The organism is Streptomyces sp. NPDC055632 (assembly GCF_053618675.1).
On record NZ_JBSHHY010000013.1, the window covers coordinates 69,661 to 95,715 of the forward strand.

27 protein-coding genes are annotated in these 26,055 nt (G+C 74.0%); 13 read left to right on the top strand and 14 right to left on the bottom strand.

All coding sequences use genetic code 11. From position 1 onward, the window contains the following. Positions 1-46: 46 nt before the first annotated feature. Positions 47-1,354, bottom strand: a complete 1,308-nt coding sequence (locus ACWGSR_RS18550; protein WP_453567536.1) for an MFS transporter — start codon at positions 1,352-1,354, stop codon at positions 47-49. 93 nt (positions 1,355-1,447) lie between these two features. Then, positions 1,448-2,047, bottom strand: coding sequence for a TetR/AcrR family transcriptional regulator (locus ACWGSR_RS18555; RefSeq protein WP_376232567.1), 600 nt, complete (start codon positions 2,045-2,047; stop codon positions 1,448-1,450). 70 nt (positions 2,048-2,117) lie between these two features. On the opposite strand from ACWGSR_RS18555, the gene ACWGSR_RS18560 reads away from it, so the two are divergent. Then, the gene (locus tag ACWGSR_RS18560; RefSeq protein WP_453567538.1) at positions 2,118-2,555 is read left to right on the top strand and encodes a hypothetical protein; all 438 of its coding nucleotides are present in this window, start codon (positions 2,118-2,120) and stop codon (positions 2,553-2,555) included. Positions 2,556-2,655: 100 nt separating this feature from the next. Then, complete coding sequence (locus tag ACWGSR_RS18565; RefSeq protein WP_453567540.1) at positions 2,656-3,648, top strand: GlxA family transcriptional regulator; 993 nt, start codon at positions 2,656-2,658, stop codon at positions 3,646-3,648. 144 nt (positions 3,649-3,792) lie between these two features. Here ACWGSR_RS18565 and ACWGSR_RS18570 read toward each other — a convergent pair whose 3' ends face one another. After that, the gene (locus tag ACWGSR_RS18570; RefSeq protein ID WP_376232493.1) at positions 3,793-4,245 is read right to left on the bottom strand and encodes an ATP-binding protein; all 453 of its coding nucleotides are present in this window, start codon (positions 4,243-4,245) and stop codon (positions 3,793-3,795) included. A gap of 539 nt (positions 4,246-4,784) precedes the next feature. On the opposite strand from ACWGSR_RS18570, the gene ACWGSR_RS18575 reads away from it, so the two are divergent. Together ACWGSR_RS18575 and ACWGSR_RS18580 are read left to right on the top strand one after the other, a co-directional pair. Continuing rightward, positions 4,785-5,366 (top strand): sigma-70 family RNA polymerase sigma factor, encoded by a 582-nt coding sequence (locus ACWGSR_RS18575; RefSeq protein WP_376232495.1) that lies wholly within the window; start codon positions 4,785-4,787, stop codon positions 5,364-5,366. Beyond that, positions 5,363-6,676: a maleylpyruvate isomerase N-terminal domain-containing protein gene (locus ACWGSR_RS18580; RefSeq protein WP_453567542.1), complete on the top strand. Its 1,314-nt coding sequence runs from the start codon at positions 5,363-5,365 to the stop codon at positions 6,674-6,676. Before ACWGSR_RS18575 ends, ACWGSR_RS18580 begins: the two co-directional genes overlap by 4 nt. A 4-nt stretch (positions 6,677-6,680) precedes the next feature. On the opposite strand, the gene purU is transcribed toward ACWGSR_RS18580, so the two are convergent. Next, positions 6,681-7,532 (bottom strand): formyltetrahydrofolate deformylase, encoded by an 852-nt coding sequence (purU, locus tag ACWGSR_RS18585; RefSeq protein ID WP_366376313.1) that lies wholly within the window; start codon positions 7,530-7,532, stop codon positions 6,681-6,683. A gap of 59 nt (positions 7,533-7,591) precedes the next feature. Continuing rightward, positions 7,592-8,035 (bottom strand): SCO4402 family protein, encoded by a 444-nt coding sequence (locus tag ACWGSR_RS18590; RefSeq protein WP_366376439.1) that lies wholly within the window; start codon positions 8,033-8,035, stop codon positions 7,592-7,594. Positions 8,036-8,323: 288 nt separating this feature from the next. On the opposite strand from ACWGSR_RS18590, the gene ACWGSR_RS18595 reads away from it, so the two are divergent. Then, the gene (locus ACWGSR_RS18595; protein ID WP_453567544.1) at positions 8,324-9,607 is read left to right on the top strand and encodes an ABC transporter substrate-binding protein; all 1,284 of its coding nucleotides are present in this window, start codon (positions 8,324-8,326) and stop codon (positions 9,605-9,607) included. A gap of 51 nt (positions 9,608-9,658) precedes the next feature. Here the strand turns inward: ACWGSR_RS18595 and ACWGSR_RS18600 are convergent, their stop codons facing one another. After that, positions 9,659-11,065: a hypothetical protein gene (locus ACWGSR_RS18600; RefSeq protein ID WP_376232501.1), complete on the bottom strand. Its 1,407-nt coding sequence runs from the start codon at positions 11,063-11,065 to the stop codon at positions 9,659-9,661. A gap of 132 nt (positions 11,066-11,197) precedes the next feature. Then, positions 11,198-12,580, bottom strand: coding sequence for a transcriptional regulator (locus ACWGSR_RS18605; protein WP_376232502.1), 1,383 nt, complete (start codon positions 12,578-12,580; stop codon positions 11,198-11,200). 258 nt (positions 12,581-12,838) lie between these two features. On the opposite strand from ACWGSR_RS18605, the gene ACWGSR_RS18610 reads away from it, so the two are divergent. The 3 genes from ACWGSR_RS18610 (at position 12,839) to ACWGSR_RS18620 (ending at position 16,160) form a co-directional block, all read left to right on the top strand. Continuing rightward, positions 12,839-13,528 (top strand): bifunctional DNA primase/polymerase, encoded by a 690-nt coding sequence (locus tag ACWGSR_RS18610; RefSeq protein WP_376232503.1) that lies wholly within the window; start codon positions 12,839-12,841, stop codon positions 13,526-13,528. 74 nt (positions 13,529-13,602) lie between these two features. After that, positions 13,603-14,520: an ABC transporter ATP-binding protein gene (locus ACWGSR_RS18615; RefSeq protein ID WP_376232504.1), complete on the top strand. Its 918-nt coding sequence runs from the start codon at positions 13,603-13,605 to the stop codon at positions 14,518-14,520. Beyond that, positions 14,520-16,160, top strand: coding sequence for a transporter (locus ACWGSR_RS18620; protein ID WP_376232506.1), 1,641 nt, complete (start codon positions 14,520-14,522; stop codon positions 16,158-16,160). Before ACWGSR_RS18615 ends, ACWGSR_RS18620 begins: the two co-directional genes overlap by 1 nt. Positions 16,161-16,222: 62 nt before the next feature. Here ACWGSR_RS18620 and ACWGSR_RS18625 read toward each other — a convergent pair whose 3' ends face one another. Continuing rightward, positions 16,223-17,275: a hypothetical protein gene (locus ACWGSR_RS18625; protein ID WP_453567548.1), complete on the bottom strand. Its 1,053-nt coding sequence runs from the start codon at positions 17,273-17,275 to the stop codon at positions 16,223-16,225. Between the two features lie 169 nt (positions 17,276-17,444). Here ACWGSR_RS18625 and ACWGSR_RS18630 point away from each other — a divergent pair, with 169 nt between their 5' ends. Then, a complete protein-coding gene (locus tag ACWGSR_RS18630; protein ID WP_376232510.1) occupies positions 17,445-18,305 on the top strand; it encodes a TetR/AcrR family transcriptional regulator in 861 nt (286 codons plus the stop codon). Positions 18,306-18,337: 32 nt separating this feature from the next. On the opposite strand, the gene ACWGSR_RS18635 is transcribed toward ACWGSR_RS18630, so the two are convergent. From ACWGSR_RS18635 to ACWGSR_RS18645, 3 genes are all read right to left on the bottom strand, one after another. Continuing rightward, on the bottom strand, positions 18,338-18,775 hold the full coding sequence (locus ACWGSR_RS18635) for a GNAT family N-acetyltransferase (RefSeq protein WP_453567550.1): 438 nt from the start codon (positions 18,773-18,775) through the stop codon (positions 18,338-18,340). A gap of 64 nt (positions 18,776-18,839) precedes the next feature. After that, the gene (locus ACWGSR_RS18640; protein ID WP_453567552.1) at positions 18,840-19,724 is read right to left on the bottom strand and encodes a hypothetical protein; all 885 of its coding nucleotides are present in this window, start codon (positions 19,722-19,724) and stop codon (positions 18,840-18,842) included. 168 nt (positions 19,725-19,892) lie between these two features. After that, positions 19,893-20,303: a hypothetical protein gene (locus tag ACWGSR_RS18645; RefSeq protein ID WP_376232513.1), complete on the bottom strand. Its 411-nt coding sequence runs from the start codon at positions 20,301-20,303 to the stop codon at positions 19,893-19,895. 81 nt (positions 20,304-20,384) lie between these two features. Between ACWGSR_RS18645 and ACWGSR_RS18650 the strand changes: the two genes are divergently transcribed. Continuing rightward, on the top strand, positions 20,385-21,203 hold the full coding sequence (locus ACWGSR_RS18650) for a helix-turn-helix domain-containing protein (protein WP_453567554.1): 819 nt from the start codon (positions 20,385-20,387) through the stop codon (positions 21,201-21,203). Continuing rightward, entirely contained in the window at positions 21,200-21,433 is a 234-nt protein-coding gene (locus ACWGSR_RS18655; RefSeq protein ID WP_453567556.1) for a DUF397 domain-containing protein, read from the top strand. Before ACWGSR_RS18650 ends, ACWGSR_RS18655 begins: the two co-directional genes overlap by 4 nt. Positions 21,434-21,463: 30 nt before the next feature. Here ACWGSR_RS18655 and ACWGSR_RS18660 read toward each other — a convergent pair whose 3' ends face one another. Together ACWGSR_RS18660 and ACWGSR_RS18665 are read right to left on the bottom strand one after the other, a co-directional pair. Beyond that, the gene (locus ACWGSR_RS18660; RefSeq protein WP_376232518.1) at positions 21,464-22,375 is read right to left on the bottom strand and encodes an alpha/beta fold hydrolase; all 912 of its coding nucleotides are present in this window, start codon (positions 22,373-22,375) and stop codon (positions 21,464-21,466) included. Between the two features lie 579 nt (positions 22,376-22,954). After that, a complete protein-coding gene (locus tag ACWGSR_RS18665; RefSeq protein ID WP_030208665.1) occupies positions 22,955-23,644 on the bottom strand; it encodes a metal-dependent transcriptional regulator in 690 nt (229 codons plus the stop codon). A 162-nt stretch (positions 23,645-23,806) separates the two neighbouring features. Here ACWGSR_RS18665 and ACWGSR_RS18670 point away from each other — a divergent pair, with 162 nt between their 5' ends. Further along, positions 23,807-24,562 carry an SIS domain-containing protein gene (locus ACWGSR_RS18670; protein WP_376232520.1) on the top strand — a complete coding sequence of 252 codons (756 nt, stop codon included), beginning with the start codon at positions 23,807-23,809 and terminating at the stop codon, positions 24,560-24,562. Between the two features lie 43 nt (positions 24,563-24,605). Here ACWGSR_RS18670 and ACWGSR_RS18675 read toward each other — a convergent pair whose 3' ends face one another. Then, the gene (locus tag ACWGSR_RS18675; RefSeq protein ID WP_453567558.1) at positions 24,606-25,505 is read right to left on the bottom strand and encodes an NAD(P)-dependent oxidoreductase; all 900 of its coding nucleotides are present in this window, start codon (positions 25,503-25,505) and stop codon (positions 24,606-24,608) included. A 77-nt stretch (positions 25,506-25,582) separates the two neighbouring features. Between ACWGSR_RS18675 and ACWGSR_RS18680 the strand changes: the two genes are divergently transcribed. After that, on the top strand, positions 25,583-25,933 hold the full coding sequence (locus ACWGSR_RS18680; protein WP_453567560.1) for a winged helix-turn-helix transcriptional regulator: 351 nt from the start codon (positions 25,583-25,585) through the stop codon (positions 25,931-25,933). Positions 25,934-26,055 lie beyond the last annotated feature (122 nt).

The window sequence follows — 26,055 nt, forward strand, 5'->3', positions numbered from 1 at the left end:
GACGAACCGCCTCCCCCGGGGGCTTCTCCGCGTACGGGCCCGGACGTCACGCTCCCGCCGGAAGCCCCTCCTCCGTCCGGGGCCGCCCGACGACCAGGGCCATCAGGGCCGCCGCCGCGCACAGCGCGCCCGAGGCGTACCAGACGACGTCGTAGGTGCCGAAGACGTCGCGGGCCAGGCCGCCCGCGAAGGCGACGACGGCCGCGCCGACCTGGTGGGAGGCGAGGACCCAGCCGAAGACGATCGCCGAGTCCGCGCCGAAGTGCTCGCGGCACAGGGCCATCGTGGGCGGGACGGTGGCCACCCAGTCCAGGCCGTAGAAGACGATGAAGAACAACATCGGCGGGTGCACGGACGGCGCGAGCAGGATCGGCAGGAAGCAGAGCGAGATCCCGCGCAGCGCGTAGTAGACCGCGAGCAGGCGGCGGGCGGAGAAGCGGTCGGTGAACCAGCCGGAGGCCACCGTGCCGACCACGTCGAAGACCCCGATGACGGCGAGCAGTCCGGCCGCGGCCGTGATCGGCATGCCGTGGTCGTGGGCGGCGGGCACGAAGTGGGTGCGGATCAGGCCGTTGGTGGAGGCGCCGCAGATCGCGAAGGATCCGGCGAGCAGCCAGAAGGGGCCGGTGCGGGCCGCCTTGAGGAGGACGGTGACGGCCCGGCGGGCGGCGCCCGTGACGGGCGCGGGCTTCTCCACGTACTCCCCGCCGTACGGGGCGAGCCGGACGTCCGCCGGGTGGTCGCGGAGCAGCAGCCAGACGAACGGGACGACGGCGAGCGCGGCGAGGGCCACGGTCACGGCGGCGGGCCGCCAGCCGTGGTGCTCGACCAGCCAGGAGAGCAGCGGCAGGAAGATGAGCTGGCCCGAGGCCCCGGCGGCGGTGAGGACGCCGGTCACCAGGCCCCGGCGGGCGACGAACCAGCGGTTGGTGACGGTCGCGGCGAAGGCGAGGGCCATGGAGCCGCTGCCGAGGCCGACGAGGATCCCCCAGTAGAGGACGAGCTGCCAGGCGGCGGTCATCCACACGGTGAGGAGCGAGCCGAGCGCGATGACGGCGAGGGCGACGGCGACGACCCGGCGGATGCCGAAGCGGTCCATGAGCGCGGCGGCGAAGGGGGCGGTCAGGCCGTAGAGGGCGAGGTTCACCGAGACCGCGAACCCGATCGTGCCGCGCGACCAGTGCAGTTCGCCGTGGAGCGGCTCGATCAGGAGGCCGGGCAGGGAGGCGAAGGCCGCGGCTCCGATGATCGTGACGAAGGTGACCGCCGCGACGGACCAGGCGCGGTGGAAGCGGGGGGTGCGGACCGGCCCGCCGTCGGGCGTGCGGGTGGGGGTCTCGGTTGTCTGAGCCATGCCATCGAGCATCCCGGCCGCTCCCGCCCCCCTGCCATTGGCCCGGACGACAGCTTTCCAACGGATCGGGCCATCCCCGGCCGGAAGGGCGGCTCAGCCGTGCGCGCCGTCCGCCAGCGCCCGCGCCGCCTCCGCCCAGTGCTCCTCGTCCGCGTCCCCCGCGAGGCCGAGGACGACGCCCTGGCCGAGGCCGACGAACAGGGCCCGGAGCGCGACCGCGAGGCGCCGCGCCCGCTCCGGTCCGACCGTGCCGCCCCGGTGGTCCCGCCCGGAGAGCAGCGCGATCAGGTGCTCCTCCTGCGCCCGCACGGACGCGGCGAGCCGCTCGCCCAGCTCCGGGTCGCGCAGGGCCATGTCGAGCAGGGTGACCTGGAGCGCGACGGCGGCGCGGGCGCCGGGGGCGTCGCAGTCGCGCCGCTGCCGTCGGGCGAGCGCGTCGACCGCTCCGAGCAGGTCCGCGCCGGCGGGCACGGCCCGCTCGATCTCCTCGTAGTGCGGCGCCAGATGGTCGGTGACCAGGGCGACGACCAGGCCGTTCTTGCTGCCGAAGAGCGAGTAGACGGCGCCGGTGGTCAGCCCGGCCCGCTCGGTGATCTCGGCCAGCGCGGCACGGTGCCCGTCCCGGGAGACCACGTGGAACGCCGCGTCCAGCAGGGCCCGCCGGTTGCGTTCCTTCGTCTCGGCCCTCGTCATTCGCATAACTTCATTATTACAGTAATCGAGTTACGAGAAAGAGGACGTCCGCACGAGGAGGAACACGCCCATGGACCGCCACGCCCCCGCCACCGGGACCCCTGCAACCGGAGCCACCGCCACCGGAGCCACCGCCGTCGGCATCGTCGCCGACGGCGGCTTCAAGGTGCTGCTCGGCGCCGCCTTCGCCCTCGGCGCCGCCCCGCTCTCCCGACCGCTCGGCGTGCCGCTCTGGCTGCTCGTCGTCTCCGGCGCGGCGCTCCTCGCCGGCGGCGCGGCGGAACTCGGGTACGCGCGCGTGCGCCCGGCCCGCGCGTACGTCCGCCTGATGGTCGGCTACGACACCGGCTGGGCGCTCGCGACCCTCGTCGGCGTCCTGGTGGCGGCGCGGGGCGGCACCGCCGGGGGCGAGGTCTGGATCGGCTACCAGGCGGTCGCGCCCCTCCTGTTCGCCGTGCTCCTGGCGGGCGCCGCCCCCGCGCGCCTCACGCCCTCGGCGGCGTCCTGACCGGGCGCACGCGGAGGTTACGGTTTCAGGACAGTCACCGAAAACCGGTCCGGACCACCACCGGTCCTCACCGCCGCCGCTCTCGGAGGGAGCACCGCCCGTGTCGTCGCCGCACCGCGTCGCCGTCCTCGCCCTGCCCGGCATCCTCCCCTTCGAACTGGGCATCCCGCACCGCATCTTCGGCGGCGCCCGGAACTCCGAGGGGCGGCGCCTGTACGAGATCGTCACCTGCGCGACGGCCGCGGGCCCGGTCCGCACCGACGCCGACTTCGCCGTCCAGGTGGAGCACGGCCCGGAGGCCCTCGCCACCGCCGACACGGTCGTGGTGCCCGCCTCGTACGAGCTCGGGCCGGTCTACGAGGAGGGCAGGCTGCCCGCCGACCTGGCCGCCGCCCTCGCGCACATCCGGCCCGGCACCCGGCTGGTCTCCATCTGCACCGGCGGGTACGTGCTCGCCGCCGCGGGCTTCCTCGACGGGCGCCCGGCCACCACCCACTGGACCTCCGCCGAGCACTTCCAGCGCCTCTTCCCGAAGGTGCGGGTCGACGCGGACGTCCTCTTCGTCGACGACGGCGACGTGCTGACCTCGGCGGGCGTGGCCGCCGGGATCGACCTGTGCCTGCACCTGGTGCGCCGCGACCACGGGACGGGCGTCGCCAACGAGGTGGCCCGCAGGACGGTCGTGCCGCCGCACCGGGACGGCGGCCAGGCCCAGTACGTCGCGCGGCCCCTGCCGCAGACCGGGACGCACACCACGACCGCGGCCCGCGCCTGGGCGCTGGCCCGCCTCCACGAGCCGATCCAGCTGCGGGACCTGGCGGAGCAGGAGGCGATGAGCGTGCGGACGTTCACCCGCCGGTTCCGCGACGAGGTCGGCGTCAGCCCCGGCCAGTGGCTCACCCGGCAGCGCGTCGAACGCGCCCGGCACCTCCTGGAGTCCACCGACCTGCCCGTCGACCGGGTCGCGCGGGACGCCGGCTTCGGCACGGCCCAGTCGCTGCGGACGCACCTGATGAGCGCGATCGGGGTGACCCCCACCTCCTACCGGCGCACGTTCCGCGTCACGGGCGCGGAGGCCGTGCCCGGGGGCTGAACCGCCCGCGCCCCGAAGGCCCGGAGGGAGGGGACGCCCGCACCCCGAAGGCCCGAAGGGGAGGCGCCCGGACCCCCGAAGGCCCGGAGGGGAGGTGCCCGGACGGACGACACCGCCCCCCGGGGCCCCGACGGCCTCCCGCCGTCAGGCGGGCACGCGCCCCGGCGAGACCACGCCCGTCGGCGTCACCGCGGACGCGGGCGCGACCGGCGCCCGGTCCACCTCGCACCAGATGCTCTTGCCGAGGCCCTCGGGCTGCCAGCCCCACCGGTCCGCGAGGCCGTCCACCAGCTCCAGGCCGCGCCCGTTGGTGTCGTCGCCCTGCGCGTGCCGGGGCTTCGGCGGGCAGTCGCTCGCGTCGGCCACCTCCACCCGCACCCCGCCCTCCGCCGCGAACAGCATCCGCAGCACGGCCGGGCAGCCCGTGTGCACCACGGCGTTGGTCACGAGCTCGGAGATGATCAGCACCAGCGTCTCCGCCAGCGGTTCGTCCTCCCTTATGCCCGAGCCGGCGAGCCGCGACCGGGCCCACCTCCGGGCTCGCCCCACCTCCGCCGGGTCCGGCCCGACCTCCAACTGAACCTGAAGCACCTGCACCGTTCACACCATCCGAACCGGCGGACACATCGCCTCGCGCCCCACAGCCATCGACGCCCTTACGGAACGTGATTCCCTTGCGAGACAGCATGGTTGACGTACAGTCACCGCAACAAGCGCTTCGGGCATATTCCAGCGCGAAGGAGTACGCATGGTCCATACTGTGCGACGCACGCTGCGGGGAGTCGAACAGGAGGGCGCGGGGCGCCTCCAGGGGGCGCGAGCGGGGCGCATTCCGGGGCGCGGAGTCACCGCAGGGGCGACACCGGGACGATCCGGGTCAACGTGCGCTCGCATCCCACGCAGAGTACCGGAGCCGGAGGCCGACTCCGGGCCGTGACGGCCCCGCCGCGGGACACGACCCGGTATCGACGTTCCGTCACGCGGTGAGACCGCCGGACCGGCGGACCCGAGAGCGGCGCCTCCCTTATCACCCGGGCCTCCGTCAAGGGCGCACTTGCGGCAAACAGGGGTGCGCCGTCGGCACGGCGCATTACTTTGGAGGGGAACCGGAGGGGTCGGCACGGGCGGAGGGTCGGATGGCGAAGGACACACCACCGCGCTGGGACCGCAGGATGCAGCAGCGGCTGGCGCGCGGGGAGGCCGCCGCCCTCGGCGAGCTGTACGACCGCTTCGCCTCGCTGGTGCACAGCCTCGCGCACCGCGTCCTCGACGACGACGCGGCGGCCGACCAGGTCACCCGCGAGGTCTTCGGCTACATCTGGGAGAACCCCGACGCGTACGACCCCCGGCAGGGGAACATGCGCGCGTGGGTGGCCGGACTCGCCCAGCGGCAGGCCGTGCACCGGCTGCGGATCGCGGAGGCGACGGCGTACGCGGAGACGGGGATCGGCTCCGCCGAGGAGCTGGAGCAGAAGGTGCGCCGGGCCTCGATCGCGGCCCGCGCCGACTACATCGTGACGTCGATGCCCGCGCCGCTGCGGGCCGCGCTCGAACTCGCCCACTTCCAGCGGCGGGACTACCGCCAGACCGCCGCCGACCTCGGGGTCACCGAGGACGAGGCGCGCCGGCGCCTCCGGCTCGGCCTCCAGCTCCTCTCCACGGCGAACACCCGGCCGCTCGAAGGGACCTCCCCGCCCGGCTACGGACGGGCCCTGTGACCGGGGCGGACGACGACGCGGACGGCGTCGCGCGCACTCCCCGGATACCGGGCCCCCGCCGGTCGGCGGACGACCACGCGGACCTGACGGCGAGCCCGGAACCGCAGGAGCCTGAGGAGCCGGAGGAGCCGGAGGGGGAAGGGCCGGTGGAGGAGCCGGAGCGGGAAGGGCTGGAGGGGCTCGTGGAGGAGCCGGAGCCGGACGTGCCCGTCCTCAGCCACGGAGTGCTCAAGTCCCTGCTCGGGGCCTGGGCGCTCTCCGCGTGCTCCGCCGGGGAGACCGCGGCCGTCGAGGCGCACCTCACCGAGTGCGGCCCGTGCGCCGACGAGGCCCTGCGGCTGCGCGACGCCGTCGCCCTGCTCCACCGGGACCGCGACCTGGACCTCGATCCGCTGCTGCGCTCCCGGGTCCTGGAGAACTGTCTGGGCCGCCGCCCCGCCCGCATCCCGGTCCCCGGCTGGGTCACGCCGTACGACGCGGAGACCGCCCGGCTCGACGCGCTGCTGCGGGACATCGGCGACTCCGAGTGGCACGCGCCGGTGCGGCTCAAGTGGTACGAGGAGGACCGGCCGGTCCGCCGCAAGGCGACCGTCGCCGGGGTCATCGGCCACCTCTTCGCCGTGGACGGCCTGGTGGCCGGGGCCCTCGGGCTCGACGACCCGCTGGGCACCGGCACGCCCGAGCTGTCGCCGTCCGAGCGGACCGAGGCGTTCTGGTCGGGCCTGGGACGGCCGCCGGGCCGGGCCCTGCGGGAGCCCTGGCGGGACCAGAGCCACACCCTGATCCGCACGGTCTCCTTCGCCGGGCGCGGGGTGGCCGACCTCACGGTCACCTACAAGGACTTCGCGCTGCCGCTGCGGGACTCGCTCCTGGAGCGGGCCTTCGAGTGCTGGCTGCACGCGGACGACATCGCGAACGCGGTGGCGTACCCGTACGACCCGCCCTGCGGCGCCCATCTGCACGAGATGATCGGCCTGGCGACGCGGCTGCTCCCGGCGGCCCTGGCCGGCCGCCGCCGCACCGGTCTCGCCTCGCCCGCCAAGCGGCTGGTCGCGGCGGGCGCGCCGGGCCGCTCGCTGCACCTGGAGGTCGAGGGCGCGGGCGGCGGCCACTGGTACATCGCCCTGGACTCCCCGGCCGCGATCGGCGACCCGGACCAGGCGGTGGCCCAGGTCGCCATGGAGGGCGTCGAGTTCTGCCAGCTCGTGGCGGGCCGCATCTCCCCGGAGGAAGCGGCGGCGGGCCAGGACGGCGACCGCGAGGCGATCCGCGACGTCCTGGGCGCGGCGGCCTCCCTCAGCCGGCTGTAGGAACCTAGGCGAAGACGACCGTGCGGCTGCCGTTCAGCAGGATGCGGTGCTCCGCGTGCCACTTGACCGCGCGGGCGAGCGCCTGGCACTCCACGTCCCGGCCGATCGCGACGAGCTGGTCCGGGGTCACCTCGTGGCCGACCCGCTCGACCTCCTGCTCGATGATCGGCCCCTCGTCGAGGTCGGCCGTCACGTAGTGCGCGGTCGCGCCGATCAGCTTCACGCCCCGGGTGTGCGCCTGGTGGTACGGCTTGGCGCCCTTGAAGCTCGGCAGGAAGGAGTGGTGGATGTTGATGATCCGGCCGGAGAGCTGCTTGCAGAGGTCGTCGGAGAGGACCTGCATGTAGCGGGCGAGGACGACCAGCTCGACGTCCTCCTCGCGCACGAGGTCGAGCAGCTCGCCCTCCGCCTCCGCCTTGTTGTCCTTGGTGACGGGGATGTGCCGGAACGGCAGCCCGTACGAGCCGACCAGCTCCTCGAAGTCCGTGTGGTTGGAGACCACGGCCACGATCTCCACCGGCAGCGCCCCGATCCGGGAGCGGAACAGCAGGTCGTTCAGGCAGTGCCCGAACTTCGACACCATGAGCACGACCCGCATGCGCTCGTCGGCCCGGTCGATCCGCCACTCCATGCCGAAGGCGTCGCCGACCGCCGCGAAGCTGGCCCGCAGCTTCTCCACGTTCACCGGCGCCTCGGCCGAGAAGTGGACCCGCATGAAGAAGAGCCCGGTGTCCCGGTCCCCGAACTGCTGGCTGTCCTCGATGTTGCACCCCGTGATGAAGAGGTAGCTCGACACGGCGTGCACGATGCCCTGCTTGTCGGGGCACGAGAGGGTGAGGACGTACTGGTCGGTCATCCCGTCAGCCTGCCACACCGGGCCGGGGGCGAGGCGCACCGTCCGTCAGGCGGAACGGTTCAGGACCGCGTCATGATACGGAGCAGGTCGAGGGAGCGCGGGGGCGTGTCGGGGTCCTCGCCGTCGGCGAGCGCGAGGCGCACGTGGGCCTCGCGGGCGGCCCGTACGGCCTCCGGCCAGCCCTGGTGCTCCAGGTAGGCGGAGACGGGCGCGTCGGGTCCGACCTGGTGCAGGATGCGCAGCACCCGCAGGACGGCGACGTCGACGAGGGCGGCCTCGCCGGAGTCCCGGAAGATCGCGCCGACGTACTTCTCGGCGGACCAGCTGTCGAGCCAGGTGTCCTCGACCAGGCGGTAGACGGCGTCGGTGACGTCGCCGTATCCCTCCCGGCCGGCCAGCCAGGTCGTCTCGTGGAACGCGGGGTCGGAGAGCATGTGCAGCGCCGAGCGCACGTTGCTGCGCCAGCGCCACCACGGCATGTCGTTGAGCGGCATGCCGCCCATGGTGGAGGAGCGACGGCCGCGACGGGAAGGGTTCCCCGAACCGGAGACCGGACCGGGGGACGGACCGAGGGGTGGTTCGAGGGGCGGTTCGGAGGTCCGGCCCGCGTGGGGACCGGGGCCGGGACCGGTGGTGGGGTCGATGGCTGGACTGGACACGTTTCGATCGTACGTTCCCCTGCCCGGCGGGCGGACCCGCCCCCGGCCGACCCCCGTAATTCACCCTCCCGTCACCCACCGTCGATCCGCGCTCACTCCCGCGTTACCCCTGGGGAGGAAATGTGCGTGTCCATGACCGGTAGGCGACTGACCCCACTCCTCGCGTACGTCACGGCCACGGCGGCCGGTGCGTCGCTGCTCACCGGATGCGGTGTGATCCCCGGGGCCACGGGGGGCTCCAGGGAGCCCATCACCGTGATGACCTGGGCACCCGACCGCACCAAGGCCACCAACATGCCCGGCATGCCCGCCATGGCGCAGGCCTTCGCCCGCTGGGTCAACTCCCGGGGCGGCATCGACGGGCACGAACTGCGCGTCCTCACCTGCAACGAGCGCAACACCTCCGAGGGGGCCGCCGACTGCGCCGGCCGGGCCATCGACGAGAAGGCGGTCGCCGTCGTCGGCTCGTACAGCCAGCAGGGGCGCGTCTTCATGAACTCCCTCGAAGCGGCCGGCATCCCGTACATCGGCGGCTACGGCGTCACGGACGACGAGTTCACCAGCCCGCTGTCGTACCCCGTCAACGGCGGGCAGGCCTCGCTGGTCGCCGGGCACGGCATGCAGCTCGCCGACGCCTGCGGGAAGGTCGCGCTCGTCCGGCCCGACACCGTCGGCGGGGACAGGCTGCCCGCCCTCCTCGACTCCGGCCTGCGCGGGGCGAAGCACGGCGGGGCCCTCGACATCCCGGCCGCCGAGGACGCCGCCGAGTACACCCGGCCGGCCGGGCGGGCCAGGGCCGGGGCGAAGGGCGCGGGCGGCTGCGTGGCCGCCGTCCTCGGCGAGCGCACCCAGACCTTCTTCGACTCCTTCCGGCGCCTGCCGGAGAAGGAGGGGCGGGGCGGGAGCGGGAAGGACGGGAAGGGCGGCGGCGTCCGCATCTCCTCGGTCCTCGGCAGCGTCGACCAGCCCGTGATCGACCGCACCGGCGGCGCCCACAGCCCCTTCGAGGGCGCGTTCGTCACCGGCTGGTACCCGGAGGCGGGCGACAAGAGCTGGGCGCCGATGCGCAAGGTCGTCCAGGAGCACGCGTTCGTCGACAACCGGGTCGACCCGGCCGACACGGGCGTCCAGACCACCTGGATCGCGTACACGGTCCTCAAGGCGGTCGTGGAGTCCCTGGACCGGGACCGGATCACGGGGACGGAGATCGCCCACGCCCTCGACCGGGGCGAGCGGATCGACACCGGCGGCCTCACCCCGGCCCTGCGCTGGAAGTACACGGACCTGCTCGGCGCCTCCGGCTTCCCCCGGATCGTCAACCACCAGGTGACCTTCCAGGTGGTGCGCCAGGGACGCCTCGTGGCGCAGAAGCCCGGCTTCGTCGACGTCGGCGCGACGCTCCTCGCCGTCCCCTGATCCCCGGTCACCGATCCCCGGTCCCGGTCCCCCGGGGCCGGGGCGGGCGCCTCAGAGCTGGTGGTAGGCGCGCTTCTCCAGCCCGTACGTGTCGGCGGTCGGGTTCCACAGCCCGGCCGCCTTCTTCTTGGCCCTGGTGGCGGTGCCGCTGTCCCTCTCGGCCGCGCCCAAGTGGTTCGTCCTGCCGGCCTTGCCGCCCTTGCAGCCGCCCTTCGCCTTCACCTGGTCGGCCCAGGCGGCGTAGTGGTCGTCGGCGGACGCGGAGGCCTTCCAGGCCTCGACGAGCGCGGCGGTCAGCCCGGCACTGTCCGGGACCTTGTCGACCGACAGCGACTGGAGCTTGGTGATCAGGCCCCGGCGCTGCTCGGCGGCGCCCCGCAGGTCCGCGGCGGCCTTGTCCAGGTTCTTGCACTGGTTGATGGCCGCGACCGAGTTGATCACCGTGTCGCGGCTGTCGCTGCTGGTCGCGAGGAGCTTGCTCAGCTCCTGGGCCTGGCCCTGCGCCGGGTCGGCCGGCTTCTCCGACGCCTGTCCGGCGGCGGGCGCGGAGGAGGGCGCCGCCGCGGTCGCGCCGCTCTTCTCGGGCTTCTTCTCGTCGCCGTCGCCGCTGAGCAGCGCTCCGGCGCCGAGGCCGACGACCGCGCAGCCGACGACGACGGCCGCGATCAGGGCGACCGGCGACTTGCGGCGCGGCGCGGGCTCCTCCTCGTAGTACGCCCCGTCGTAGCCGTACCCCTGCTGCGGGGGCTGCGGCGGCTGCTGGTGCTGCGGGGGCTGCTGGTACGGGGCGGGGGCCGGGGGCGGCGTCCGGTGGCCCTGCGGCTGCTGCGGGGCCCGGGGCGCCTCCGTGCGGAAGAGGCTGTCGAACTCGGCGGGCGGCTGGCGCTCGCCGGACGCGGCCGGGGGCACGGGGTCGATGTACCGGGTCGCGTCGGAGGCCCCGGCCGGGCCGGGCCCGCCCTGGTGCGGCAGCGGGCCCGTGCCCAGGAACTGGGTCGAGGCCCCGCCGTCCTGCTGCGGCGGCACCGGCGCGATGTGCTGCGTGGCCTGCATGTCGGCGGCGGCCGGGTGCGGGTAGCCGTAGCCCGGCTGCGGCGCCTGGGCCTGGGCCGGGTGCGGGTAGCCGTACCCCGGCTGCGGCGACTGGGCCGGCGGCATCGCGCCCGGCACCGGCGCGATGTGCTGGGTCGCCTGCATGTCGGCGGCGGGCCCCGGGCCCGGGTAGCCGTAGCCGGGCTGCGGGGGTATCGGCGGCAGGTACTGCGTGGACTGCATGTCGGCGGCGCCCGGTGCCGCCTCCGGGGGCAGCGGCTGCGCGGGCGGCAGCGGCTGTCCGCCCGGCTGACCGCCGGCGGGGGCCCAGCCGCCGTCCCACGACCGCGCTCCCCCGTGGGCACCGTCGTGCGCGGGGGGCACCGCCGGGTACTGCGGTTCCGGACCCTGTCCGTTCTGCGTCACCGGGACTCCTACTGATGGACCTACGGAATCGTCGGTTCACGCTACCGGGTGGGCCCGGGGGTCCGCACACACGTGTGAGGCCGGTTACAGAACTGGTTCACGCGGCCTTCCCCGGCGCTCTTCCGGCCGGGCTCAGGCCGCGTACAGCTCCATCCGCACCCCGAACTCCCGTACCGCGGGCTCCCCGGAGAACGGCTCCAGGCGGTCCCTCAGGTCCTCCAGGTACTCCATGCCGCGCGACGACCGCAGCGTGCCCAGGAGTTCGAGCGCCCGCGTCCCCGTCCGGCAGGCCTGCTCCACCTCCCGCTGCTGGATCTGCGCCGCCGCGAGCAGGGCGAGGCCGATCGCCCGCCGCCGCGCGCGCGTCTCCGGGTGCCCGGCGACCGACTCCTCCGCCGCCCGCGCCGCCGCCTCCGCGCGGCCCAGGTCCCGGTAGCAGTGGGCCAGTTCGTCCGCCAGGTACGCCCGGTCGAAGTGGGTGATCCACACCGGCTCGTCGCCCGCCTCCGGGTCGGCGAGCTCCAGGGCCCGCACGGCGGCGCCCGCCGCGGCCTCGAAGGCGCGGTCGTCGCCCATCAGGGCGTGCCCGCGCGCCTCCGCCGCGAAGAACATCGCCTCCGCCCGCGGCGGCACCTTCCCGCGCGCGCCCTCCTGCGCCGCCCGCGCCAACTGGGCGATCTCCCGGGGGTTTCCGAGCTGCGCGGCGAGGTGGCTCATCGAGGCGGCGAGCACGTAGCCGCCGTAGCCCCGGTCCCCGGCCGCCTGCGCGAGCCGCAGCGCCTGGATGTAGTACCGCTGGGCGAGGCCCGGTTCGCCGGTGTCCACCGCCATGTACCCGGCGAGCTCGGTCAGCCGGGCGGCCGCCGCGAAGAGCTGTCTGCCCACCGCCTCCCGGTACGAGCCGGACAGCATCCCCGCCACCACGCTGTCCAGGTAGTGCACCACCACCGGGCGCACGTGCCCGCTGCCGAACCGCCGGTCGAGGTCGACGAGCGCGGCCGTCGTCTCCCGGACGGCCGCCACGTCCGCGACCCCGACGCGGGCCCCGGCCGTCCGGGCCACGTGCGCGTCCGGCACCGTGATCAGCCAGTCGCGGCTGGGCTCGACCAGGGCGGAGGCCGCCACCGTGGAGCCGGACAGGAACTCGCGGCGCCCCACGTCGCTGCGCCACAGCTCGCAGACCTGCTCGATCGCCCCGGGGACGGTCGGCGCGAACTGGAGGCCCACCCCGGCGGCGAGGTTCCGGCCGTTGGCCATGCCGACCTCGTCGATGGTGACCGTGCGGCCCAGCTTGCGGCTCAGCGCCTCCGCGATGATCCCGGGCGCCCGGCCGCGCGGCTGCTGCCCGCGCAGCCAGCGCGCCACGGACGTCTTGTCGTACCTCAGGTCGAGGCCGCGCTCCGCGCCGACCGTGTTGACCCTGCGGGCGAGGCCGGCGTTGGAGCAGGCCGCCTCCTGGATGAGCGACTGGAGCCGTTCGTTGACCTGGCGCGGAACGAGTGGCCTGGCTGCCATGAAGTACCCCCTGAGGCCGTGCGGGTGATCACTGGGAAGGGATCACTGCCCGGCGGATATCCGGTCAATGCCGATGTGAACACGCGAAACCGGACACGTCGGCCGCGAGCCCCGCCGGCGCCCCCACCTGTGCGTACCCGCCCCCGCGCCCCGGTCCTCCGCGCGCCCCCGTCCGTGCACCGGTGCGCCCCGCGTGCGGAATCGTTGCGTCACCCCGCTTCCCGTCCCCGCCCGTAACCCCGGGTGGTGCCGGGAGTTGTGCTCACCGTGGAAGAGACCATCGGAGTCACGGAGGCCGCGCGGGTCCCCGAGCAGCGGAGCGAGCCGCTGCTGGACAGCGCCGTGCGGTACGCGGAAGAGCGGCACTGGGACGTGGTTCCAGGGACCTGGCTGGAAGCCGCCGAGGGCCGGGAGCGCTGCTCCTGCGGCGCGGACGACTGCGCGCTGCCGGGCGCCCATCCGTCCCGGCCCGACTGGTCGACCCAGGCCACCGGCAGCGGGGTCGGCGCCCGGCGGATGTGGACGAAGCAGCCGCGGTCCTCGATCCTGCTGCCGACCGGCCGCACCTTCGACGCGATCGAGGTCTCCGAGTCGGCCGGTTTCCTCGCGCTCGCCCGCATGGAGCGGATGGAGCTGACGCTCGGCCCGGTGACCTGCGCCCCGGACCGCCGGATGTACTTCTTCGTCCTGCCGGGCGCCGTCGCGAAGGTCCCGGACCTCGTCCGCAAGCTGGGCTGGATCCCGTCCTCTCTCGACCTCGTCACGCGCGGCGAGGGGTACTACGTGGCGGCCCCGCCGACCCGGGTCGGCGGCCGGGGCGCCGTGCAGTGGGCCCGCCGCCCCACCCCGGCGAACCGCTGGCTGCCCGACGCGGAGGAGCTGATCAGCGCCCTCGCCTACGCGTGCGGCCGCGAGGCGGCGGACGCGAGGACGGCCCGGGCCTCCTGACTCCTGGGCCCCCGCGGGGCCCGCCCGTAGGGTGGGCCCCGTAACGACGGGGACGACCGAGGGGCTGACGGAGCATGCCTGACCAGGCATCAGAGGGAGTGTTCGAGAAGACGGGCACGGCGCCGGGGGACGGTGCCGTGCCCGCCGTGCGGGTCGAGGGGCTGTGGAAGCGCTTCGGGCAGCAGATCGCGGTGCAGGGGGTCGACCTGGTCCTGCCCGCGGGGAAGTTCATCGGGCTCGTGGGGCCCAACGGAGCGGGCAAGACCACCACGCTCTCCATGATCACCGGCCTGCTGCGGCCCGACCAGGGACGGATCCTGGTCGCCGGGGACGACGTGTGGGCCGACCCCGAGTCGGTCGCCCGGGTCAAGGCCCGCATCGGCATCCTGCCGGAGGGCCTGCGGCTCTTCGAGCGCCTCTCGGGCCGTGAACTCCTCGCCTACAGCGGCCGGCTGCGGGGCCTGCCCGGCGCCGAGGTCGACAAGCGCGCCGACCAGCTCCTGGACGTGCTCGGCCTGACCGGCTCGCAGCACAAGCTGGTCGTGGACTACTCGACCGGCATGCGGAAGAAGATCGGCCTGGCGGCGGCCCTCCTGCACAACCCCGAGGTCCTCTTCCTCGACGAGCCCTTCGAGGGCGTCGACCCGGTCTCCGCGCAGACCATCCGGGGCGTCCTGGAGCGGTACACCGCGTCCGGCGCGACCGTCGTCTTCTCCAGCCACGTCATGGAGCTGGTCGAGTCGCTCTGCGACTGGGTCGCCGTCATGGCGGCGGGCCGGATCCGCGCCCAGGGCCCGCTGGCCGAGGTCCGGGGCGACGCGCCCTCGCTCCAGGCGGCCTTCCTGGAACTGGTGGGCGCGAACGAGCGCGCGGCGGCGGGGGATTCGCTGGACTGGCTCGGCGGCGGCAACGGTACGGGCACGGGCTCCGCGAGCGGTGCGGGTGCGGGTACGGGCGTGGCGGGCGGTACGGGTACGGGCGGGGCGCAGTGATGAGCGCCGTCGCCCCCGCGTCCGGCGCGGCCACCGCCGCCGTCCCCTCCCTCACCTCCGTCTTCGTACGGCTCAAGCTGTCGCTGCTGCGCAACGGGCTGCGGCAGTCGGGCGGGCGGACCGCCGCGTACGTCGTCTCCGCCGTCTTCGGCGCCCTCTTCGCGGCCGGGATGGTGCTGTCCTTCGTCCTTCTCCGGGGCAACGGCAACGCCGGCACGGTCGCGGTCCTGCTCACCGGGATGGTCGCGCTCTCGTGGGCGGTGATGCCGCTGTTCATGCCGGGCGGCGACGAGACCCTCGACCCGTCGCGGCTCGTGATGCTGCCGCTGCTCCCCCGTCCGCTGATCCGGGCGCTGCTCGTGGCCTCGCTCGTGGGCATCGGCCCCGTACTGACGCTGTTCCTGGCGTTCGGCGCGGCGCTGTCCGTGGCGCACGGCACCGCCGCGACGCTCGTCGCCGTGCTCGCCGTGCCGCTGGTGACGGTCACGTGCGTGGCGCTCTCGCGGGCCGTGGCCGCCGCCAACATCCGGCTGCTCACCTCCCGCAAGGGCCGGGACCTGGCGCTGCTGAGCGGGCTGGTCATCGCGGTCGGCATCCAGGTCGTGAACTTCGCGGCGCAGCGGCTCAGCGAGCCCGGCGGGCTGAGCGCGATCGAGCCGGCGGCGTCCGTCGTCGGCTGGCTGCCGCCCGCCGCCGCGATCGGCGCGGTGGACGCGGCGAGCGACGGCGACCACGCGGTGGCGGCGGTGCGGCTGCTGCTCACGGCGGCGACGCTCGCCGGGCTCCTGTACTGGTGGGAGCGGAGCCTCGTGCGGCTGATGGTCGAGCCGGACGGCTCCACGATCGGCGCGTCCCCGGACGCGGGCGCCCGGGGGAAGGACGGCGGCACGGGCCTCCTCGGCCGGGTCCTGCCGGGCGGGCGGACGGGCGCGGTCATGGAGCGCAGCCTGCGGTACGTGTGGCGGGACCCGAAGACGAAGGCCGCGTGGGTGACCTCGCTCGCCCTCGGCCTGATCGTGCCGGTGTTCAACGCGCTCCAGGGCGCGGGCTCGATCTACTGGGCGTGCTTCGCCTCCGGCATGCTCGGCATGCTGATGTACAACCAGTTCGGGCAGGACACGTCGGCGTTCTGGATGGTCGCGCAGACCATCTCGACACCGGCCGACGCGTACGCGGAACTCCGGGCGCGGACGCTCGCGCTGCTCGCCGTCACCCTGCCGTTCACGGTGCTCGTGACGGTCCTGACGACCGCCGTCCTGGGCGACTGGGGGCGCCTCGCGGAGGGGCTCGGCCTGGCGTTCGGCCTGCTCGGCGCGATGCTGGCGACGGGCGCGGTGGCCTCGGCCGCCTACCCGTACTCGATCCCGCAGGACAGCGGCTACAAGAACGTGGTGCCGGGGCAGGCGGGCCTGGCCTGGATCTCGATCTTCGGCGGCATGCTGGCGGCGGCGCTGCTGTGCGCCCCGCTGATCGGCGCGGCGGTCTACTTCCACGTCGCCGACCGCCAGTCCCTCCTCTGGACCCTCCTGCCGGCGGGCGCCCTCTACGGCGCGCTCCTCGTGTGGGCGGGCCTCAAGACGGCGGCGCCGCGCACGGCGAACCGGCTGCCGGAGATCCTGGCGGCGGTCAGCAAGGGCTGACGCCCCGACGGCCGTGGGGTCCGGGTGGGCGACCGCGCCCACCCGGACCCGGCGGAGGGGGTTCAGGCCGTGACGGTGCGCGGCTCCGCCTCCGCCACCGCGTCACGCCCGGCCTTTCCGCCCCGGCGGTCGGCGATCAGGAGCAGGACGAGGCCGAGGGCGACCCAGGCGGCGAGGGTCAGGGCCGGGACCGCCGCGCCGGTGCCGTCGAAGAAGGCGAGGGAGCGCAGCAGGCTGCCGGAGGCGCCGGGCGGCAGGACCTGGCCGAGGGTCGACCAGCCGGAGGGGAGCCAGTACGGGCCGCTGCCGAGGCCGGACAGGGGGTTGCCCAGGAGCATCATGACGGCGGCCCCGGCGCCGAGGCCCGCGAAGCCCGTGAGCGCCTCCAGGCCGATGAACGTCATGGACAGGGCGGCCACGCCGAGGCCGAGGCCGAGGGCGGTGAGCCAGTAGTTCCCGGCGAGCGACCCCGTTCCGTACTGGAGGCACCCGGCGACGGCGAGTCCGGCGAGGAGCGAGAAGAGGACGACACCGGCGAAGCGGGTGCGCAGGCCGGAGTGGCCCGGGAAGAGCCGGGTGAGGACGACGGCGGGGAAGATCCCGCCGAAGACCAGCGGCAGTCCGGCGGCGGCGAGTCCGGCGCCGCGCGGGTCGTCCCCGGGGAAGGGCACGAGGTCGTGGACGGTGGCCTTCACCTGCTGCTGCGCCGCCGCCGCGTTGCCGAGGGCGGTCAGGGCGCCGGTGGCCGTCGGGGCTCCGGCGGTGGCCGTGTAGACGTCGAGCCCGCCGGTGCCGAGGGCCAGGCCGCCCACCGCCTCGCGTTCCCGGATCGCGGTGGTGAGGGCGGCGGTGTCCTCGTAGACGGTGACGTCCCACTCGGGTCCGTCGAGCTTCTCCGCGAGCCCCTGGGCGGCGGTCTGGGGGCCGGTCACTCCTATGGGGACCTGGTGGGGGCCGCCGTTGACGCCGGGCAGGGCGAAGGCGCAGAGCATCAGGACGACCACGGCGGTCAGGCCGAGCAGGACGGCCGCCAGTTTGCGGGGCGTGCCCGGGCCCGGGCCGGGGGCGTCGGTCTCCACGGCTTCCACCGGGGGCGTGCGGTGCTGCTCGGGCATGGGGGGCCTCTTTCCGGTCCGTCCGGCGACCGCCCCGCACGGCGGGAGCGGACCGGGCGGTCGACAGGACGGGAGTGAACGGGAGCCGGCGCGGAGGAACACCGCGTCGCGGAGGACGGCCGGAGGGAACATCCGGCATGACACACGATTACAGGGTAGACTTATCCATGTGTCAAACCTCAGTGACCCGTCGCCCCTCGGTGGCCCGCGCCTCCCCGGCGATCCGCCGCCGCACGCCGTCCCCGACGACCTGGTGCGGGCCGCGTTGCGCGTCGCGCGCGCCCGGGACGTCCCCGTCGCCGACGTCCCCCTGATCGCGGTCGCCGAGGAGGCCGGGATCTCCCGGAGCACCCTGATGCGCCGCCTCGGGGGCTCCCGTCGCGCCCTGGACGAGGCGGTGCGCGCCGCCGGAGTGGACCCCGGCGGGCAGCGGCCGGTCCGCGAGCGGGCCGTGGCCGCCGCCGCCGACCTCATCAGCGAGCACGGACTCGTCGCGGCCACCCTGGAGCGGGTGGCCGACGGCGCCGGATGCTCCGTGCACAGCCTGTACGCGGCCTTCGGCGGCCGGGACGGCCTGCTGCACGCCGTGTACGAGCGCCACAGCCCGATCCTGGACGTCGAGGCCGTCCTCGCCGCGCCGCACGAGGACCTCCAGGAGACCGTCCGCACGCTCTACCGCCTGCTGACCGAGGCCTTCGTCCGCGAACCGCGCGTCGTGCCCGCCATGTTCGCCGACGCCCTCGCGCGTCCCGAGGACCCGGCCGTCCAGGCCGTCTTCCGGCACGCCTTCTCCCGCATGGTCGAGGGCGTGGGGACGTGGCTCACCGGCGAGATCGCCGCCGGCCGCATCCGCGACCTCCCTCCGCTGCTCCTCGTGCAGCAGATGCTCGGCCCCCTGGCCTCCCACTTCCTCCTGCGCCAGATGGCCGCCCACCTGCCCGTGACGGACCTGCCCTCGCCGGAGGAGGCCGTCGAGCTCTTCGCCGACAACTTCCTGCGGGCCGTGGGGACTCGGCCCCCGGCCTCCTAGGGCGTGTCCGGCGGATCAGGGTCGGACAGGCCCTAGAGCGCCTTGTACAGGTAGACGTCCTCCGCACCGCCCGGGACCCCCGGCACGCGGCCCTTCTCCACGTAGCCGTGCCGCTCGTAGAAGGCCGGGGCCTGGAAGGTGTACGAGGACACGCAGGCGCGGTCGCAGCCGCGTCGCCGGGCCTCGGCCTCGGCGGCGCGCAGGATCCTGCCGCCCCAGCCGTCACGACGGCTGTCCTCGCGCACCCACAGCATGTCGACGGAGAGCAGCCCGCCCCAGGTCGAGGCCGTGAGCCCGCCGACGAGCACGCCCTCCGCGTCGACGACCTTCACGGACAGCTCGCCCAGGTCGTCGGTGGTGGTGCCGGTCGCTTCGAGGTTGTACGCGTCGAGCCGCTCGCCCAGGTACGTGCCGAGCTCGGCGTCCTCGGCGCCGACGCTCAGGGCCGCTTCGCGGTGGTCTTCCGTCATGCCGCCCGAGTCTGGCACGGCCGCCCGCCGCCCGTGCGGCTCAACGGCTCAACGGCTCAACGGCTCAGGTGATGACCCCACGGGCGACCTTGTCGAAGTGGTCCCGCCAGGCCACCGCCCCGCCGCCCGGCTCCGGCGCCGGTTCCGGCCGCGTACGGGCCCGTTCCAGGCGGCAGGAGCGGCAGTGGGTCTCGTCGCCCACCTGCCGGAACGTGTGCTCCTTGCCCGGCCCCTCGCAGATCACGATCCCGCCCCCGGCCGGGACGGCCGCCGCCGTCTCCGACGGGCGTTCCGGGAGCTTCACCGTCAGCCGGTGCCGGAGGAACCCGACCGCCGACCGCACGCCGTCGACCGGCAGATGGGCCGTCAGGGCGTGCCGCAGCTCCGCGACCGACACCCCGCGCCGCAGCCACTCCGCCGCCGCCTCGGCGAGGCCCCGGGCCTCCCGGACGCCGAGCAGCAGGTCCCGGCTCTGGTGCCGGAGGGAGAGCAGCAGGCGCTCGGCCGTGGCGACTTCGGGCTCGGCCGACGGCTCTTCGACCGGCTGCTCTTCGGTGGGTGGGTGGGAAGAGTTCTTCCCACAGTCTTCGTCTACCGGAGGAAGGCCACCGACCGACCGCGTCTCCGGAGAACCGACCGCCGGATTCGCACCACTCGGCCGGTCGGTTCCGTCCTCCTCCCGCTGCACCGGTGCGGCGTTCCGGATCGCCACCGCCTCTTCCCGCGTGAGGGGGACGTTGGAGAGGAACTGGGAGGTGCTCCAGTGGCCCCGGTGGTCCTGCACCTTCCACTCGTGGAAGTACCCGCCCGCCGTCAGCAGCTTCTTCGCCCGCTGGTACTCCCGGGGCTTCAGCTCCAGTTCGTCCGCGTGCTCCCCGAGCGGCTTGTCGGCCTCGGACTCGGGGAGGCCCTGCACGTAGAGGAGGAGGAGCTTGGCGTCGCTGTTCATACCCCGTTGGCGTACGACTTCGTTCGCGGCCTTGGTGTAGGAACGAACAGGAGCGATAACATGACGAAACATTTCTGGTTATTTCCTTTGGTGGCCAGAAGTGAAGACCCCCGAGGTGTGTTGCAGCACCCTCGGGGGTCGCTCTTTTCACAGAGCGTGATGATGCGCTTACCGTACAGCAGACTTCACGAGCTGATGCAACAACTTCGGCTCCACGAACGGATCTTCGAGCGTCGGACGCGACCTCCAGTCCAGCGGCCACGTCGACCCGTGCAGCGCCGGGATCCCCACGTACGCCTCGCTCCTGCCGTTCCCGCTCAGCGCCCGCACCGGCGCCGGCCACGCGTACGCGGCGGCGGTGCGGGGCGGCAGCAGGAAGTACAGGTTCCGCCCTCCCGTCGCCTCCCGGACGACCGGGCCCGCCTGGAAGTCCGTGAACGCCATCAGGCGGTACGCCACGTCCTCCCCGAGGAACCCGCCGATCCGTACGGCGTCGAAGTGCACGCCCGCGTGACGGAGGGCGTGGCCGGTCGCGGGTACCCAAGTGGGCGCGCTGTCAAGCGTCTTGCGCAGATTCATGCGGCCAGCTTCCCGGGCGTGGTCTCCTGTGACCAGCGACACAGTCCGGTTGTGCAGGACTGTGCACTCGGGAGGTCGGGTGTGAACAACGAGAAGAAGAAGGCTCCGGGAGCCTCGAAGGCCTTCGGCGTACTCCTGCGCTTCCACCGCGAGCGCGCGGGCGTCTCACAGGAGGTGCTGGGCCAGAAGACCGGATATTCCAAGTCCCAAGTGGCAATGATCGAGCGCGGGGAGCGCCGGGCGAAGGGCAACTTCGTCGACATCGCGGACGAGATGACGGGTGCACAAGGTGCACTTCTAGCGGTGGCGGAGGAGGTGACGGCGAGCGGGATCGCGGCGTGGTTCGAGGACTACTTGTGGGAGGAGGCCAAGGCGGCGGGCATCCACTGGTACGAGAACCACCTGATTCCCGGGCTTCTCCAGACGGGCGACTACGCACGGGCCGTCTTCAACTCGGCGGTCCCGCCGCTGGAGGACGAAGAGATAGAGGCGGGCGTCGCCGCGCGGATCAAGCGGCAGGAGCTGTTCTTCCGCAAGCCGCAGCCGCTGGTGACCTTCGTCCTGGAGAAGGCCGCGCTCACCAAGCCGCTCGGCGGGGAGGACGTCCTCCGGAAGAACCTGCTCCACATCCTCGACATGGCCAAGCTGCGCAACGTCGAGATCCAGGTGATGCCGGAGGACCCGAAGACCCACGCCGGGCTGAACGGACCCTTCATCCTCATCGAAACCGAGGAACGCCGAGATCAACTCGTCTATGTCGAAGGGCAGGGCGGAAGGTACTTTCTGAGCGAGCAGCCGGACGTGGGAGACGTCTTCGCCCGCTACAGCACCCTGCGGGCGCAGGCCCACACCCCGGAGGAATCCGCACGAATCATCGAACAGGTGGCACGAGAGCTATGAGCACCGACCTCAACTGGTTCAAGAGCAGCTACAGCGGCGACCAGGGCGGCAACTGCGTCGAGGTCGCCGTCACCTGGGTGAAGTCCTCGTACAGCGGCGACCAAGGCGGCGCCTGCGTCGAGGTCGCCTCCTGCGCGCACGCCGTCCACGTCCGTGACTCCAAGGACACCGGCCTCCCCTCCTTCGAGGTCTCCCCGGCCGCCTGGGCCGCGTTCGTCTCGGGCGTCTGACCGCGCGCGGAGGAGGGGCCCGTCCAGGGCCTACGGGGTGAGGACCCCGTTCAGGAAGGGCTCCACGGCCTCGCGCCACGCGTCCGGGTGCTCGTAGTGGAGGAGGTGGCCGGCGTCCGGGATCTCCGCGTACTCACCGTGCGGGAGGACCCGGACCATCTCCTGGGCCTCGGCGCGGCCCAGTTCGCCGTCCAGGCCCCGGACGACGAGGGTCGGGCAGCGGACCTGGGCGAGCGAGTCCCAGTGGGCGTCGTGGACCCAGGTCTCGCGGGAGGTCAGCATCTGCTCCGGGTCGAAGACCGGGCGCCAGCCGTCGGCGTGCTCGGTCATCACCTCGGCGAAGAAGGCGCCCCGGGCCGGGTTCGGAGTCTCCACCCAGGGGTCCTCGTCGCCGAACCAGCGGTGGACGGCCTCCAGGGACGGGAAGGGCGCCGGCCAGCCCCGGAACCAGTCCTGCCAGGCGCGCTGCGAGGCCGCGCCGAGGGCGGAGGCGCGCATGTCGCAGATGACGAGGGCGCGGACGAGGTCCGGGCGCTCGGCGGCGAGCTGCCAGGCCGTCAGGGCGCCCATGGAGTGGCCGATCAGGGTCACCGGGCCGAGGCCGAGCTGCTCGACGACGGCCGCCGCGTCCGCCACGTACGCCTCGCGCGTGAACGGTCCGGCGGCGGGCTTCTCGCTGTCGCCGTGGCCGCGCTGGTCGAGGGCGACGAGCCGGTGCCCGCCGGTGAGCCGGCTCGCGGCGCGGGCCCAGTGGCCGCCGTGGCCCATCAGCCCGTGGAGGAGTAACACGCCGGGGGCGGGGGCCTGCGGCGCGGAAGGCTTCGGGGCGGGGCGCCCCCGCCCGGGTCGCGGGACGGTGCCGCCGTCCGCGGGCCCGGCCGTGTGGTCCCAGGCCGTCAGCCGGACGCCGTCGGCCCCGGTGACGTCGAGTCGTCGCGCCATGTCTCCGGCACCCCCTCTTTTCCGTCGAACCTCGCCAGAGTATCGAACTCGCATTCGAAAATGCTCTCCTGCCACACAACACCCCTCGTTCGAGTGACAGGCCTCAAGGATTGACGCCCACGACCGAGGGGAGATCTTGAGCGGGAGGCGGACCGCTCGGGGAAAAACGGTCCGAGGGGAACGACCTTGAGAGCTCGGGGCTCCAGGTCGGAACCGGGGAGGACAGGCCCCGGCGCCCAAGGGCGCCGGGGCCCTCTGTCTTCGGCGGCGTCGTTCGCGGCCCTCACGGCCCCACCCCCTCCACGCCCGGCTCGTACCAGCGTGGCACGCCGAAGGGGCGGGCGTGGCCATTCCGACGTAAACCGGGGCGGTGTCTCAGGAGGGCGGCGACCGGTTCCCGGGCGGCCCGCCGCCACCGGGCCCGCACGCGCGCCGGGCGGCCCCGGCCCCCGTACCGCCCCGGCCCCCGTACCGCCCCGCACGCGCAACCGCGTACGCGAACACGCGAAAGGGCCGCCCCGGCCTCTCGGCCCGGGCGGCCCCACCTCGCGCTCCGCCGCTCTCCGGCGGAGCCGCGTCTCAGCGCTTCGCGACGAACACGTGCGCCGCGACCTCCGGGTCCAGCTCGGCGGCCTCGCCGCTGCTGCCCACCAGGACGCCGCCCGCGGACTCCGAGACGGAGACCACGGAGCCGGGCTGCACGCCCGCGCGCCGCAGGGTGTACATCAGCTGGGCGTCCGTCTGGATCGGCTCGCCGATCCGGCGCACGACCACCGTCTTGCCGCCGCTCGCGTCCAGGTCCGCGAGGGAGACCATCGAGTCGTCGAGGAAGGCCTCGGCCTCCGCCTTCTCCCCCAGCTCCTCCAGGCCCGGGATCGGGTTCCCGTACGGCGACTCCGTCGGGTGCCGCAGCAGCTCCAGGACCCGCCGCTCCACGGCCTCGCTCATGACGTGCTCCCAGCGGCACGCCTCGGCGTGGACCTGCTCCCACTCCAGGCCGATCACGTCGACGAGCAGACACTCCGCGAGACGGTGCTTGCGCATCACGCGGGTGGCGAGGCGGCGGCCCTCGTCGGTCAGCTCCAGGTGGCGGTCGCTCGCCACGGCCACCAGGCCGTCGCGCTCCATCCGGGCCACCGTCTGGCTCACCGTGGGGCCGCTCTGGTCGAGCCGCTCGGCGATCCGGGCACGCATGGGGACCACACCTTCCTCCTCAAGCTCGAGGATGGTGCGGAGATACATCTCCGTTGTGTCGATCAGTCCGGACATACGTGCCCCTCGATGAGTCGTGCGCTGGCCCTGCCCCAATTCTGACGCATCGGACGGACAACCGGGCCTCGCCCGCGTGAGGCGTTACCGGAGACGGTATTGACAGAGCAATGGTCCAGACCGCACCGTGATCGGCGACCACGACGAGAAGGAGCCGCCGCGATGGGCGAGAGCAAGCTGGCCGGACAGTTCTTCGACGCCGCGATCGGCCTGCTCCAGGAGGTGCGCGACGGGGACTCCGCCGAGATCGCCGCCGCCGGGGCGGCCATCGCCGAGGCCGTCGCGAACGGCAACCGGCTCTTCGCGTTCGGCGCGGGCCACTCCTCCCTCGCCGCGCAGGACGTCGTCTACCGGGCCGGCGGCCTGGCCCTCATGAACCTGCTCGCCGTCCCCGGCGTCGTCGGCGTCGACGTCATGCCCGCCACCCTCGGCTCCGCCCTGGAGCGGGTCGACGGCCTCGCGGGCGCGGTCCTCGACTCCTCCCCCGTCAAGGCCGGGGACGTCCTGATCATCATCTCCCTCTCCGGACGCAACGCCCTGCCCGTCGAGATGGCCATGAACGCCCGCGCGCTCGGCCTCACCGTCATCGGCGTCACCTCGGTGGCGTACGCGACGGAGACGAAGTCCCGGCACGTCTCGGGCACGTACCTCAAGGACCACTGCGACATCGTCCTCGACTCCCGGATCGCCGTCGGCGACGCGGAGCTGACCCACGAGGGCATCGAGGCCCCCTTCGCGCCCGCGTCCACCGTCGTCACCAGCGCCCTCATGCAGGCCACGCTTGCCGCCGCCGCCGAGGAGCTCGTACGCCGCGGCATCGAGCCGCCGCTGCTGCGCTCGGGGAACGTGGACGGCGGGCACGAGTGGAACGGGCGCGTCATGACGGAGTACGGGGACCGGATCTTCTACCGCCGCTGACGGCGGGCGGACCCGGGCCGGGAGCCCGGCCCCTCCGCGTCCCTCAGCGCAGGTCCAGGAGCTCCGTCACACGGGTGAAGCCGTCCGTGCCGTACCCCCGGTCCACGGCGCGGCGGGTCAGGGCGGCCGTGGCGCGCATGACGCTCGCGTCGATCCCGTGGCCCTCGGCGGCGTGCACGACGTGCTCCATGGTCGACAGGCCCGAGGTGAGCGGGTTCCCCTCGCCCGAGTACGTGCGGTCGTCCACGTCCCCCGCCCACTCCTCGAACAGCGGCGGCAGGATCGCCCCGATCCCCTGCGCGAACGGCGCCAGCTCCCGGGCCGTGATCCCCTCCGCGCGGGCGAGCGCGAGGGCGTGGACGTACCCCGACATCGACGTCCAGAAGATGTCGAGCAGCGCGACGTCGTACGCGGCGGCCCGTCCGATGTCCTCGCCCAGGTGCGTGTGGGAGCCGCTCAGCGCGTCGAGCACCGGCCGGTGTTCGAGATAGAGCGGCTCCGGACCCCCGTACAGGAAAACGCCCTCGGGCGTCCCGATGCTCGGGGTCGGGGTCATGATGGCGCCGTCCAGGTACCCGATGCCGTGCTCCGCGGCCCAGCGGCCGGTGTCGCGCGCCCGGTCCGGGACGTCGGCGCTCAGGTTCGCCACCGTCCGGCCCTTGAGCGCGTCCGTGACGGCCGGCCGGCGCAGCACGGAGTCGGTGGCGTCGTAGTTGACCAGGCAGATCACCGTCAGGGCGCTCGCGGCGACCGCCTCCTCGGCGCTCGCGGCCAGGACCGCGCCCCGTTCGGCCAGGTCGCCCTCCCGGCCCGGGGTCCTGTTCCACACGGTGGTCCGGACCCCGGCGTCCAGGAACGCGCCGGCCAGCGCCCGGCCCATCGGCCCGAGTCCGAGGACGGTGACGGAGTGCTGCTCGGCGTTGGGCCGGAGGGAAGAAGGCATGGCGGTGTTTCCTTTGTCCGTGGTGAAGGGTGTGTCGGAGCGGGCACGTGGGTGACCGAACGAGGAGAGGGGCACGCATGGCGAGCCGCCGGGGCCAGGAAACGAACGTCTGCGGTGTCACGGCCGCGATCTCCGTGATCGACGGCAAGTGGAAGACGTCGCTGCTGTGGCTGCTGGAGTCCGGACCGCAACGGCCCGGCGAACTGCGCCGCGGGCTCCCCGGGATCAGCGAGAAGGTGCTGACCCAGGCGCTGCGGGAGATGACGGAGGACGGCCTCGTCCACCGTGAGGCGCACGACGTCCTGCCGCCGAAGACCGTCTACTCGCTGACGGAGGCCGGACGCGAACTGTCCGGACTGCTCGGCCCCTTGTCGGACTGGGGCCACCGGCGCCTCGACCGGATCGCGGAAGCGCGGGCCGCTTCCTGAGGCCCCGTCGCTCCCCTCTCCGTCCGGGCCCGACACCAGGTTCTCCCGGGGGCCGGGGAGCGACAAGTACCCACAAAAAAGTGGGTGTCGCGGAGCGGGCGGGCCCTGTCGGCGCCCGGACC